General features: G+C 69.5%; 12 protein-coding genes. 9 read left to right on the forward strand and 3 right to left on the reverse strand.

Annotated elements, in window-relative coordinates:
• Positions 1 to 128 precede the first annotated feature (128 nt).
• Positions 129 to 1949 carry a glutamine--fructose-6-phosphate transaminase (isomerizing) gene (gene glmS, locus CSW64_RS17005; RefSeq protein ID WP_099623213.1) on the forward strand — a complete coding sequence of 607 codons (1821 nt, stop codon included), beginning with the start codon at positions 129 to 131 and terminating at the stop codon, positions 1947 to 1949.
• Between the two features lie 162 nt (positions 1950 to 2111).
• Positions 2112 to 4298: an AGE family epimerase/isomerase gene (locus tag CSW64_RS17010; protein ID WP_099623214.1), complete on the forward strand. Its 2187-nt coding sequence runs from the start codon at positions 2112 to 2114 to the stop codon at positions 4296 to 4298.
• Here CSW64_RS17010 and CSW64_RS17015 read toward each other — a convergent pair.
• Positions 4295 to 5110 carry a metallophosphoesterase family protein gene (locus tag CSW64_RS17015; protein WP_099624314.1) on the reverse strand — a complete coding sequence of 272 codons (816 nt, stop codon included), beginning with the start codon at positions 5108 to 5110 and terminating at the stop codon, positions 4295 to 4297. The genes CSW64_RS17010 and CSW64_RS17015 overlap by 4 nt on opposite strands.
• Before the next feature lie 231 nt (positions 5111 to 5341).
• Between CSW64_RS17015 and CSW64_RS17020 the strand changes: the two genes are divergently transcribed.
• Positions 5342 to 6211 carry a UTP--glucose-1-phosphate uridylyltransferase gene (locus tag CSW64_RS17020; RefSeq protein WP_099623215.1) on the forward strand — a complete coding sequence of 290 codons (870 nt, stop codon included), beginning with the start codon at positions 5342 to 5344 and terminating at the stop codon, positions 6209 to 6211.
• Between the two features lie 97 nt (positions 6212 to 6308).
• On the opposite strand, the gene CSW64_RS17025 is transcribed toward CSW64_RS17020, so the two are convergent.
• On the reverse strand, positions 6309 to 6764 hold the full coding sequence (locus tag CSW64_RS17025) for a MarR family winged helix-turn-helix transcriptional regulator (protein ID WP_099623216.1): 456 nt from the start codon (positions 6762 to 6764) through the stop codon (positions 6309 to 6311).
• A gap of 87 nt (positions 6765 to 6851) precedes the next feature.
• On the opposite strand from CSW64_RS17025, the gene CSW64_RS17030 reads away from it, so the two are divergent.
• The 3 genes from CSW64_RS17030 (at position 6852) to CSW64_RS17040 (ending at position 9068) form a co-directional block, all read left to right on the forward strand.
• Complete coding sequence (locus CSW64_RS17030) at positions 6852 to 7271, forward strand: organic hydroperoxide resistance protein (RefSeq protein WP_099623217.1); 420 nt, start codon at positions 6852 to 6854, stop codon at positions 7269 to 7271.
• A 115-nt stretch (positions 7272 to 7386) separates the two neighbouring features.
• A complete protein-coding gene (locus CSW64_RS17035) occupies positions 7387 to 8217 on the forward strand; it encodes an NAD-dependent epimerase/dehydratase family protein (RefSeq protein ID WP_099624315.1) in 831 nt (276 codons plus the stop codon).
• A complete protein-coding gene (locus CSW64_RS17040; RefSeq protein ID WP_099623218.1) occupies positions 8214 to 9068 on the forward strand; it encodes a patatin-like phospholipase family protein in 855 nt (284 codons plus the stop codon). The genes CSW64_RS17035 and CSW64_RS17040 overlap by 4 nt, the downstream gene beginning before the upstream one ends.
• A gap of 136 nt (positions 9069 to 9204) precedes the next feature.
• Here the strand turns inward: CSW64_RS17040 and CSW64_RS17045 are convergent, their stop codons facing one another.
• The gene (locus CSW64_RS17045) at positions 9205 to 9951 is read right to left on the reverse strand and encodes an alpha/beta fold hydrolase (protein ID WP_099623219.1); all 747 of its coding nucleotides are present in this window, start codon (positions 9949 to 9951) and stop codon (positions 9205 to 9207) included.
• A 68-nt stretch (positions 9952 to 10019) separates the two neighbouring features.
• On the opposite strand from CSW64_RS17045, the gene CSW64_RS17050 reads away from it, so the two are divergent.
• The 3 genes from CSW64_RS17050 to infC all read left to right on the forward strand — a co-directional run bounded on the left by CSW64_RS17050 (position 10020) and on the right by infC (position 12841).
• Positions 10020 to 11186 (forward strand): glycosyltransferase family 4 protein, encoded by a 1167-nt coding sequence (locus tag CSW64_RS17050; RefSeq protein ID WP_245863746.1) that lies wholly within the window; start codon positions 10020 to 10022, stop codon positions 11184 to 11186.
• Entirely contained in the window at positions 11183 to 12154 is a 972-nt protein-coding gene (locus CSW64_RS17055) for a glycosyltransferase family 9 protein (RefSeq protein ID WP_099623221.1), read from the forward strand. Before CSW64_RS17050 ends, CSW64_RS17055 begins: the two co-directional genes overlap by 4 nt.
• Before the next feature lie 198 nt (positions 12155 to 12352).
• Positions 12353 to 12841 (forward strand): translation initiation factor IF-3, encoded by a 489-nt coding sequence (infC, locus tag CSW64_RS17060; RefSeq protein WP_216361198.1) that lies wholly within the window; start codon positions 12353 to 12355, stop codon positions 12839 to 12841.
• Positions 12842 to 12880: the final 39 nt, after the last annotated feature.

Below are 12880 nucleotides of genomic sequence, written 5' to 3' on the forward strand. Positions count from 1 at the left end.
TACGCCGCGCAACAGTCTGCAACGCACTTTTATACCGAACCGCGGTGCGCCGATGCTAAAGCCCCCGGCGCGGGATTCGTTCTTCCCGACAGTTCTTATCCTCTTCCAGCGGAATCGGCGAAACTGGCATGTGTGGCATTATCGGCATCGTGGGCAAGGCGCCCGTCTCCGATCGTCTCATCGAGAGCCTCAAGCGCCTCGAATATCGCGGCTATGATTCCGCCGGCGTCGCCGTCCAGCGCGGCGGCCGCGTCGAACGCCGGCGGGCCCTGGGCAAGATCCGCGCGCTCGAGGCGGTCCTGGCCGAACAGCCGCTGACCGCCGAGATCGGCATCGGCCACACCCGCTGGGCCACCCACGGCGCGCCGTCCGAACGCAACGCCCACCCCCACACCGCCGGCCGCGTCACCCTGGTCCACAACGGCATCATCGAGAACTTCGCGGAACTGAAGGCCGAACTGCAGGCCGAAGGCCGCGTCTTCGAAAGCGAGACCGACACCGAGGTGGTCGCCCACCTGATCGACCACTACCTGGCCGCGGGCGCCGCGCCTCTGGCGGCCTTCAAGAGCGCCCTGGACAGGCTGACCGGCGCCTATGCCCTGGCCGTGCTGATCGAAGGCCGCGACAACTTCATCATGGGCGCCCGTCGCGGCAGCCCCCTGGTCGTCGGGACCGGCGCCGGCGAGATGTTCCTGGGCAGCGACGCCCTGGCCGTCGGTCCCTTCACCAACAAGGTCACCTACCTGGAGGAAGGCGACTATGTCGCCATCGACCACGACCGCGCCGAGATCTTCGACGAAACCGGCACGCCCGTGGAACGCCCCATGAAGATCGTCTCCGCCTCGGCGGCCCTGGTCGAGAAGGGCAACTACCGGCACTTCATGGAGAAGGAGATCCATGACCAGCCGGAGGGCTGCCAACACACCATCGCCGCCTATATCGATCCCATCGCGGGTCGGGCCCGGATGGCCGGCGACGTCGACTTCGCGGCGCTGGACCGCATCCAGATCGTCGCCTGCGGCACCTCCTACATCGCCGGCCTGGTCGGCAAGTACCTGATCGAGAAGCTGGCGGACCTGCCGGTGGACATCGAGATCGCCTCGGAGTTCCGCTATCGCGAACCCGCCCTCCGCCCGGGCGCCCTCGCCATCGCCATGTCGCAGTCCGGCGAGACCGCCGACACCCTCGCCGCCCTGCGCCTGTGCCAGGCCAAGGGCCTGAAGACCGCCGCGGTGGTCAACGCCCAGGAATCCACCATGGCCCGCGAGGTCGATGTGGTCTGGCCGATCCATTGCGGTCCGGAGATCGGCGTCGCCTCTACCAAGGCCTTCACCGCCCAGGTCAGCGTCCTGACCGCCCTGGCCGTCGCCGCCGCCCGCGCCCGCGGCCGGATCGACGCGGCCGAAGAGCAGCGCCTGGTCCGCATCCTGCTGGAGGCGCCGCGCCTGATCGCCGAGTCGATCGGCCTCGAGGACGCCGTGAAGGCCGTGGCCGTCGACATCGCCAAGGCTCGCGACGTGCTCTACCTGGGCCGCGGCCCGATGTCCGCCCTGGCCCTGGAAGGCGCGCTGAAGCTCAAGGAGATCAGCTACATCCATGCCGAGGGCTATGCCGCCGGCGAGCTGAAGCACGGACCGATCGCGCTGGTCGACGAGCATACGCCGATCATCGTCCTGGCCCCCTACGACAGCTACTACGAGAAGTCGGCCTCGAACATGAGCGAGGTCATGGCCCGCGGCGGCCAGGTGGTCTTCATCACCGATCCGGAAGGCGCCAAGCATGCTCCCGCCGGCGCGAAGGTGGTGATGACCGCGCCGGCCAGCGACCCCCTGATCTCGCCGCTGGTGATGTCGGCTCCGATCCAGCTCCTGGCCTACCATGTCGCCGTCCTCAAGGGCGCCGACGTCGATCAGCCGCGGAACCTCGCCAAGTCGGTGACGGTGGAATAGGCGCCGGGAACACTCGCCATCCGCGCCGCGTTAGGGGATCGCCCGGCTGGGACGGGCTCCCCGATCGGAGAGTGCAGCGTGGACGGATCGCACTCACAACTCGCGAGAGTTGACTCGCGCGGACAATTCAACCATTGCGTCAATCCGGGGGAGACTTCGGGCTTGCGCATCTATCCCGTCATCATGTGCGGCGGCGCCGGGTCGCGCCTGTGGCCGGTGTCGCGGCCTTCGCGACCGAAGCAGTTCGTTTCGCTCGATGGCCAGGCGACCATCTTCCAGCACACCGTCGAACGGGTCGCGGCCCTGGCCGCCGACCGGTCGCTGGTTGTCGTTTCCGGCGCTCGCTATGAAGCCATCCTAAGCCGCCAGCTGGCGGAAGTGGGGCTGGAGGCCTCGATGCTGCTCGAGCCGGAGCCGCGGGACTCCGGTCCGGCCATGGCCGCCGCCGCGGCCTACGTCGCCGAAACCGATCCGGACGGGATCATCGCCGTCGTCGCGTCCGACCACCATGTCCCCGACGCCGACGCCTTCCGGCGGGCGATCGCCGTCGCCGGCCAGGCCGCCGCCGAGGGCTGGATCGTGACGCTGGGCGTTCGTCCCACGGGGCCGGCCACGGCCTACGGCTACATCCGGCCCGGCCCGGCCTCGGGCGAGGTTCTTCAGGTCGATCAGTTCGTCGAGAAGCCCGACCTCAACCGCGCCCTGGCGTTCCTGGACCAGGGCTGCCTCTGGAACAGCGGCAACTTCGTCGCGCGGGCGACCACCCTGCTGGAAGAGATCGCGCGCCACGCGCCCGGCCTGGCCGAGGCCGCGGGCGAAGCCCTCCGTTCGGCCCGTCGAACAGGCCGGAGCATTCGGCTGGGCGACGCCTTCCTCGACGCGCCGCGGATCTCGATCGACTACGCGCTGATGGAGAAGACCGACAAGGCGGCCGTCCTTCCAGTGGCGTTTTCCTGGTCCGACCTGGGCGCCTGGGACGCCATCCATGCCGTCGGCGAGCATGACGACGCGGGGAACGTCGTGTCGGGAAACGCCATCCTGGTCGATTCCCACGATTGCCTGATCCGCAACGACGGGCCGCTCCGTGTCGCCGGCGTCGGCCTCCACGATCTGGCCATCGTCGCCGAGCCCGACGCGCTGTTGATCTGCGGACTCGACTCAAGCCAGTCGGTGAAGCTCATCGTCGATAGACTGACGGCCGCTCAGGCCCGGGAGCTGGACGTGCCCGCTGAACTCACCCTGACCGCCTGGCGCGACCGATACGAAGACTGGCTCAAGGCCAGCGCCCTGCCGCTGTGGTGGACGCTCGGCGCGGACTTCGACCACGGCGGCTTCCACGAAGCGCTCGACGAGCACGCCCGTCCGATCCAGGCGGGACGGCGCTCGCGCGTCCAGACCCGCCAGGCCTATGTCTACGCCGTCGCCGCCGCCCAAGGCTGGTCCGGCCCCTGGCGACAGGCCGCGCTGCACGGACTGGACTTCTTCCTGGCCCACTACGCCCGCGAGGACGGCCGGTACGCCGCGCTGGTCGCCCCGGACGGCGCCGTGCTGGACGATACGCCGGTTCTCTACGATCAGGCGTTCGCGTTGCTGGCTATGGCCGCCGTCAGCCGCATCGCGCCGGAGCGGACCGACATCGGCGACCGGGCCGCCGCGCTGCTCAAGGGGCTGGAGCTGATGCGGGCGCCGGGCCGGGGCTTCCGCGAGAACGGACCCTGGCCTTTCCAGGCCAACGCCCAGATGCATCTGCTGGAATCGGCCCTGGCCTGGTTCGAGCTGACCGGCGGCGCCCAGTGGGGCGAACTGGCGGACGAGATCGTGGCGCTGGCCCTCGATCGCTTCGTCGATCCGAAGAGCGGGATCCTTCGGGAAGTCTACGACGAAACCTGGAGTCCCGCGGCCGGCGACGACGGCCGCTTCATCGAGCCTGGCCACCAGTTCGAATGGGCCTGGCTGCTGCACAGCTGGTCGCGGCTGCGCGGCGACCGCGCGGTCGGTGAAACGATCGAAGGCCTGGTCAAGGCCGGACGGGCGGGCGTCGATGCGGCGCGCGACGCCGCGGTCGACGAACTCTGGGCGGATCTCTCCGTCAGGTCCGCCCGCGCCAGGCTCTGGCCGCAGACCGAGCGCCTGCGCACCGAGGTGATGATGGCGGAGCGGGGGTTCGCCAACGCGACGGAAGAGGCCGGCCAGGCCGCCCGGGGCCTCTGGCGCTATCTCGACACGACGGTCCCCGGCCTCTGGCGCGACAAGCAGACGGCCGAGGGCGACTTCCTGGAAGAACCCGCGCCCGCCAGTTCGCTCTACCATATCCTCGGCGCCGTCATGGCGCTGCAGGGCGTCCGCTAGGCGGCGTCTTCGTCCAGGTCCTCGAACCCGACCGTGACCGTACCGTCGGCTTCGCGCCGAGCCTGGATGAACCCGCGCCCGTCGCCGTCCAGCTCCACGGCGGTCAGCACGCCGGTGTTGTAGGCCCAGGTGTCCACCCCGATCCGCCGGTCGTCGGAATGCGGCTCCCGTCCCGGCGTGTGGCCATGGACGATCACCTTTTCCAGCCGCCGCGTGTCGGACAGGAACGGCTCGCGGATCCAGCGCAGGTCGCGCGTGCTCTGTTCGCTCAGCGGACGATCCGGCCGCACGCCGGCGTGGACGAAGAAGTAGTCGCCGAGTTCGATCGTATCTTCGAGCCCTCGAAGGAAGCGAAGATGCGTCTCGGGCACCGCGGCGCAGAACAGGGCGTGCGCCTCTCGCCAGGCTTCAACGTCGTCGTCGTTCGCCGGAGGCTCGACGCCGTAGGAGCGCATCGTCGCCTTGCCGCCGTAGGTCGACCAGATGAGGCCGCCCTCGAAGTCCTTGAGGAAGCGCAACATCGCCTCTTCGTGGTTGCCGGACAGGAACCGGCACCCCGGCTGATCGACGCGAAGCTGGATCAAGCGTTCGATCACGCCGCTGGAATCCGGCCCGCGATCGACGTAGTCGCCGAGAAAGATCAGCAACGGGTCGGGCTCGCCCGGCTGCTTGTCCGCCTGGATGCCGTCGATCAGGCCGCAGAGAAGGTCATGGCAACCGTGGATGTCGCCGATCGCGAACACGCGCCGCCCCTCGATCGCGATCGGGCCGCGGCGCTCCTGGCGTTTCAAGAGGCGGGAAAGAAACTTCAAGGTCAATCCTCAGGCCGCCCGCCGGAACGGGCCGCATTTCTGCGCGCCTGCTGGTTCTCCGGTTTGTGCTTCGGGGCGGTTTTCCATACGGCGTCAGGTCGGTCAACGTCCGGATTCTGTCGGAAACCTCTTGCCAGAGGGTTCCATCCAAGTGCGGCAGAGCCGTGACAGTGGACCGCCTGCCGAAAGCCGCGCTGGATTTGCGCTCGACGCTCGGTTACCTCCGCTCCCATGAGACCTGTCCGCAAAGCCGTCCTGCCCGTCGCCGGCCTCGGCACCCGTGTCCTTCCCGGCGCCAAGAACACGCCGAAGGAAATGCTCAACGTCGTGGATCGGCCGATCCTGTCCTACATCGTGGCCGAAGGGCGCGCGGCGGGGATCGAGCACTTCGTGTTCGTCACCGGCCGCGGCAAGGAGGCGATCGAGAACTACTTCGATCACCACCCCGAGATGGAGAGCCAGCTCGAGGCCAAGGGCAAGACCGATATCCTCGCCGACATCCGCGCGGAACTGCCCAAGCCCGGCGAGATGAGCTTCGTGCGCCAGATGGCGCCGCTCGGCCTAGGTCACGCCGTCTGGTGCGCCCGCGACGTGATCGGCGACGAGCCCTTCGCCGTGATGCTGCCCGACATGCTGATGCACGCGAAGGTCCCGGCCCTTCGCCAGGCGGTCGAGGCCTACGAGACGGTCGGCGGCAACATCGTGGTGGTGGAGCCGGCGCCCGAGGGCGAGGCCCACAAGTATGGCATCGTCGCGCTGGACGGCCATGAAGGCCGGCTCAACCGGATGACCGGCATGGTCGAGAAGCCGCCGAAGGGGACCGAGCCCTCGAACCTGTTCATCTCGGGCCGCTACATCCTGCAGCCCGAAGTCTTCAAGCTGCTCGGCGACCAGCAGAAGGGCGCCGGCGGCGAGATTCAGCTGACGGACGCCATGGCCCGGCTGATGGCGATCGAGAACTTCCACGCGCTCGAATACGACGGCGTGACCTATGACTGCGGGGACAAGATCGGCCTGCTGCGCGCCAACGTCGCGTTCGCGCTCCAACGGGAAGACCTAGGCGCGGCGGCGCGCAAGGCGATCACGGACCTGCTGGGCTAGGCCCCAAGGGACATGCTCCCGCAGGGTGCGTGTCCCCGTACTGTAGGCCCGACATGGGGACACGCACCGGCTCCGCCGGGGCATGTCCCCGTCCATTCTACAGCCGCACCCCGGCCAGGAGCGCCTCCAACCCCGCCTTCAGCGCGAGCGCCGACGCCGGTTCCAGGTGCAGGTCCTCCGCCAGGCGGAACGGGATCGGCTCGGCCTGCGCCTTCAGCGCCCGCCCAGCCGCTGTCAACGAAATCACCACCACTCGCTCGTCCTCGTCGGATCGCCGCCGCGCCACCAAGCCGGCGGCTTCCAATCGCTTGAGCAACGGGGTCAGCGTCCCCGAGTCCAGATGCAGCCGGCGGCCGATCTCGCCCAGCGAGACGCCGTCGTCCTCCCATAGCACCAGCATGACCAGGTACTGCGGATAGGTCAGGCCCAGCGGCTTGAGGTGCGGGCGATAGGCCTTCTGGATCGCGTTGGCGGCCGCATAGACCGGAAAACACAGCTGCGACGACAGCTTCAGCGCGTCGCGGGGCTCAGGAAAGGCGGGGGCCTGGGACATGATCCGCAGATAATGCGGCGAGTCCCCATTGCAAACTTGAAAATCGTACACAATTTAATTGTGCACAATATTTCTTGGAGAAACACCATGGCCACCCTCTACACCGCCACCGCCACCGCCTCGGGCGGCCGCGACGGCTCCGCCCGCAGCGACGACGGCGTCCTGGACGTCGCCCTGTCCACGCCCAAGAGCCTGGGCGGGGCCGGCAAGGCGGGGGCCACCAACCCCGAGCAGCTGTTCGCCGCCGGCTACGCCGCCTGCTTCGACAGCGCCCTTCGCTTCGTCGCCCGCAGCCAGGGCGTGACGATCACCGAGAGCGCGGTAACCGCCCGGGTGGGGATCGGCCCGAACGGTCAGGGCGGCTTCGGCCTGGAAGCGGCCCTGGACGTCAGCCTGCCCGGCCTGGATCGGGACGCCGCCGAGAAGCTGGTCGCGACGGCCCACCAGGTCTGCCCCTACTCCAACGCCACCCGCGGCAACATCGAGGTGACGCTGACCGTCATCTGACGCCTTGGCCCGCAAGGGCTCAGCGACTACTCCTCCCGTGTGGGCCTTCGCTCCACGGGAGGATTTGCGTTTGCCGAACCTGCTCGTCTTCGGCTTCGGATACACCGGCCAGGCCATGGCCCAGCGCATGCAGGCCGAAGGCTGGAATGTCTGGGCGGCGGTCCGTTCGGCCGAGTCGGCGACCCTGGCCCGCGCCCAGGGCGTGACCCCGATCGACGCCGCCGACCACGCCGCCCTGGTCGCCGCCCCGACCATGGCCGCGATGCTGGTCACCGCCCCGCCGGACGAGCGCGGCTGCCCCGGCCTCAACGCGCTTGTCCCGGCGATCGCCCAGGCCGGCGCCTTTCCGGACTGGATCGGCTATCTCTCCACGACCGGCGTCTACGGCGACCGCGAGGGCGGCTGGGTGTTCGAGGACAGCCCGCTGCGCGCCCGCTCGCCCGAGGCCGCCCGCCGCGTCGCCGCCGAGCGCGACTGGCTGGAGGTCGGTCGCGGCATGGGCCTGACGGTCCAGATCTTCCGCCTGCCCGGCATCTATGGACCGGGCCGCTCGACCTTCGACCGCCTGCGCGAGGGCCGCGCCCGCAACCTGATCAAGCCGGGCCAGGTGTTCAGCCGCATCCATGTCGACGACATCGTCAGCGGCCTTTTCGCCTCGGTCGCCCGGCCGCACGCCGGCCGCGCCTACAACCTGGTCGACGACGATCCGGCTCCGCCACACGTGCTGAACGCCTTCGCCGCGGAGATGATGGGCCAGATCGCCCCGGCCCTCATTCCCTACGACGAGACCGCCCTGCCCCTGGCCGCCGTCCGCTTCTGGTCCGAGAACAAGCGCGTCTCCAACGCCCGCGCCAAGGCCGAACTCGGCTGGCGGCTGCGCTATCCGACCTGGCGTGAAGGCCTGACCGCGATCTACGCTGCCGAAAACAAGGGGAGCGAGGCATGACGAAAGCCCTGGTGCTGGGCGGCGGCGGCCCGGTCGGGATCGCCTGGGAGACCGGCCTGGTCGCGGGACTGGCCGACGCCGGGGTCGCGGTCCATCACGCCGACTTCATCCTGGGCACCTCGGCGGGCTCGGTGGTCGGCAGCCAGCTGGCCGTCGGGCGCACGCCGGCGGAGGTCCTGGACGGCGAGTTCGCCTACGCCGAAAAGGCCAAGGAAGCCGAGGCCGGACGCCAGGGTCCGCCGCCGGACCTGTCGTTCCTGATGGATGTCCTGTCCCGCCGCACGCCGGGCCAGGCGATGCCGCAGGCCCTGATGGCCGAGCTGGGCGCCAAGGCCCTCGCCGCCGAGACGGTCAGCGAGGCGGTGTTTCTGTCCGGCTTCCCGATCCCCGAGGCTCCATGGCCGGAACGGTTCGCCTGCACCGCCATCGACGCGGAGACCGGCGAGTTTCTGCTGTGGAACAAGGACACGGCCGCGCCACTGCGTCTGGCGGTGCCCTCGTCCTGCGCGGTGCCCACGATCTTCCCGCCGGTCACCATCGACGGCCGCCGCTACATCGACGGCGGCATGCGCTCGGGCACGAACGCCGACATGGCGCGGGACCACGGCAAGGTGGTCATCGTCGCCGTCGTCCCGCCGATGATGGCGGCGATCATGCAGCCGGGCCTGGACCGCGAGATGGCCGTCATCCGCGATCACGGCGGCGAGGCCCTGCTGATCACGCCCGACGCCGCCTGCGGCGCGGCCTTCGGCGGCAACCTGATGGACAACGGCAACCGCGAGGCCATCGCCCGCGCGGGCTTCGCCCAGGGCCGGGCCGAAGCGGCGCGGGTGGGGGCGTTCTGGGGGTAGCATCGTGCGTGCGTCCTTCGAGACGCTCGCTTGAAGCTCGCTCCTCAGGATGACGCATTCAGTAGAACGCCGCCCACCTTCGTCATGGTGAGGAGCCGGCCCTCAGGCCGGCGTCTCGAACCACGCAGCGCGCCCCCTACCCCGCCTCCTCCACCGCCGCGATCAGCCGGGCGATGTCCTGGGGTCGGCTCAGGCGGTGGTCGCCGTCCTTGATCAGGGTGAAGACCACGTCCTCGCTCTTGATCGCATTGGCCAGCTCCAGGGCGTGGGTCCAAGGAACGTCAGGATCCTCGCGGCCCTGCAGGATGCGCACGGGAACCGCGATCGGCACGGGCTCGCCCAGGATCGACCAGCGGGCGCCGTCCTCCAGCAGCGCCGCGGTGATCGGATAGCCGCCCTCGTCGTAGAGCGACGGCCGGATCCACTCCCCGTCCCGGGCCAGGGCCTCGAAGGCTTCCGGCGGAAACCCGGGCTTCATCAGCTTCTCGGTGAAATCGGCGGCCGGGGCGATCATCACCACCGCGTGCAGCCGCTCGGGGATGGCCGCGGCGACCAGGCAGCTGATCCAGCCGCCCATCGAGGAGCCGACCAGCACCAGCGGCCCTTCGGTCAGCGCCGCGATGGCCGCCAGGCTGTCCTCGCGCCAGCGGCTGATCGTGCCTTGGCGGAACGCGCCGCTCGACTCGCCATGGCCCAGGTAGTCGAAGCGCAGGAAGGCGCGGTCGTTGGCCAGGGCCCAGTCGGCCAGGGCCTGGGCCTTGGTTCCGGCCATGTCGGACATGAAGCCGCCCAGCCAGACCACCGTCGGACCCCGCCCCTCGACGCGGCGCCAGGCCAATCGTTCGCCGTCGCCCCGGTCCAGATATCCCGCCGTCTCCGTCATGCCCGCTCCGCAAGGGTTGATCGCAAGCGCCATTTTACCGTGCCTCGACACAGGCTATGCAAGGCGCCGTGTCGATCCTTCCTCCCGATTTCACCCTGCTGCAGGTCACGCCGGAGCTCGAAACCGGCGGCGCCGAGCAGACGACCATCGACGTCGCCCACGCCGTGATCGCGGCGGGCGGCAAGGCGCTGGTCGCCGCCCGCGGCGGACGGATGGTCTCCCGGCTGGAGGAAGACGGCGGCCGCCTGGCGCAGATGCCGGTGCAGTCGAAGAATCCGCTGGTCATGCTCGGCAACGCCGCGCGCCTGGTCGACCTGATCCGGCGGGAGAGGGTCAGCATCGTCCACGCCCGCTCCCGCGCGCCGGCGTTCAGCGCGCTGTGGGCGGCTCACGCCACCAAGACGCCGTTCGTCGCGACCTACCACGGCATCTACAAGGCCAATAACGGCCTCAAGCGCTGGTACAACGCGATCATGACCAAGGGCGATCTCGTCATCGCCAATTCCGAATACACTCGCGACCACATCCTGGCCGAGCACGCCATCGATCCGGAGCGTGTGGTCACCATCCCGCGCGGCGTCGACCTGAGCCGGTTCGATCCGCGCGTGGTGGCGCCGGCCCGCGTCGAGGCGCTGCGCGCCGCCTGGGGCCTGCCCGAGGGCGACACGCGCACCGCCTTCCTGCTCGGCGGGCGGCTGTCCCCGATCAAAGGTCATCTGACCATCGTCGAGGCGGCCCGCCAGATGCGCCAGGCCGGGCGCGAGGACTTCGTCATCATCTTCGCCGGCGACGACCAGGGCCGCACCGAGTACCGCGAGGAGATTCTCGCGGCCATCGCGGCCGGCGGCCTGGACGACGCCGTGAAGGTGGTCGGCCATTGCGACGACATGCCGGCGGCCTTTCTGGCCTGCGACATCGCGCTGCTGCCGACCCTCAAGCCAGAGTCCTTCGGCCGCGCCGCCGTCGAGCCGCAGGTCATGGAACGCCCGGTGATCGTTTCCGGACACGGCGGCGCGGTCGAGACGGTGGTCGAAGGCGAGACCGGCTGGAAAATTCCGCCCGGCGACGCCGAGGCCTGGGCCAAGACGATGACCGAGGCGATCGACCTCGGCGGCGTCCGCAGGCGAGCCATGGGCCAATTCGCCGCCTCTCGCGCGAGACGGCTTTATTCCGTCGACGCCATGTGCGAGGCCACCCTTCAGGTCTATGCGCGTGTTCTGGGGGGGCGGCGTTGACGGGAGAGGTCAAGCAGGTCCTGGTCATCCAGGCGGGCGGCATCGCCGAGTTCGTCCTGTCGCTGGCGGCGATGAAACGCATCCGGCTGGCGCATCCCCGCGCGCGCGTCACTCTGCTCACGGTTCCGCAGTTCGAGGGTCTGGCCAAGGCCAGTCCCTACTTCAACACCGTCTGGACCACCGCCCGGCCGACGACGCCGGGCGACTGGATGGCGCTGCGCGGCCAGATCAAGCGCGGTCGCTTCGACCGGGTCTACGACCTGGAAAGCTCCGGCTGGAGCAAGTTCCTGTTCCATCTGCTGCGCCCCTTCCCGCCGGTGTGGTCCGGCGCGGCGGTCGGCGCGCGGCTGCGGCACCGCAATCCGCGACGCGACGAAATGCACACGCTGGAGCGTCAGGCCGAGCAGCTGCAGGCCGCCGGCATCTGGCCTGACGCGCCGACGGCGCCGGGCGACGCGCCCGCCCCGGACCTGAGCTGGATCCTGCGCCGCGCCCCGGATGCTCGGCCCGTGCCCGGCGCCGCCGCGCCGCGACCGTTCGTGCTGATGGTGCCGGGCGGGGTGGAGAACACCCCCGAGAAGCGCTGGCCGGTCGAGGCCTATGGCCGGCTCGGCGCCGTGCTGCGCGCCCGCGGCTACGACATCGTCGTCATCGGCGGCCCACACGAGAGCGCCCTGGCCCGCACCATCCAGAAGCTGGCCGGCAACGCCCGTGACCTGACCGGACGTACGGACTTCGCCCAGATCGCCGTGCTCGGCGTCCGCGCCGCCCTGGCCATCGGCAACAACACCGGTCCGATGCACCTGATCGCCGCGGCCGGCGCGCCGACGATCACCCTGGTGCGCGATGACGGCGACGCCATGGTCACCGCGCCCCGCGGCCATGTCGCGGTCCTGCAGGCGCCGTCCCTGGTCGATCTGTCGGTCGAGACGGTGGCGACGGCGGCGAACGCCCTGTTGCCGCGCTGACGCTCCGCCCGCGATCTTTGCCGTCGAGGCCCCGGCGCCGCTTGATTGGAACGGGCCTCGCGGTCATATATCGAAGGTCCGACGCGGAACGCCCTTGCGAACCGCGCCTTTCGTGTAAGCCTACCCTCTGAAACAGTTACCGGAGCTCCGCCTATTCGCCGTCCCAACAATACGCCGCCCGTGAAAGACGGGCCGCGCATGAACGAAGACATTCGCGTCCCCCGCGTTCTTCTGATCGATCAGAATGGCGAGAAGCAGGGCGAGATGCCGATCAGCGCCGCCCTCGAAGCGGCGGAAGAGGCCGGCCTCGACCTCGTGGAAATCGTTCCCAACGCGACTCCGCCCGTCTGCAAGATCCTGGACTACGGCAAGTTCAAGTTCCAGGAGCAGAAGAAGAAGAACGAGGCCCGCAAGCGGCAAAAGGTGGTCGAGCTCAAGGAAATCAAGCTCCGACCGAACATCGACACCCACGACTACGACGTCAAAGCCAAGGCGATGACGCGCTTCTTCGAGGAAGGCGACAAGGTGAAGGTCACCCTGCGCTTCCGCGGTCGTGAGATGGCGCACCCGGAGCTGGGCATGAAGCTGCTCCAGAAGGTCAAGGCCGACTTCGACGAAGTGGCCAAGGTCGAGTACGAGCCGCGCATGGAAGGCCGGCAGATGATCATGATCCTGGCCCCGCGCTAGGCTTCAGGCGATCGCCAGACCAGACGCCCCGGCCCCCAG

It is taken from the genome of Caulobacter mirabilis, from assembly GCF_002749615.1.
Classification (GTDB): domain Bacteria; phylum Pseudomonadota; class Alphaproteobacteria; order Caulobacterales; family Caulobacteraceae; genus Caulobacter; species Caulobacter mirabilis.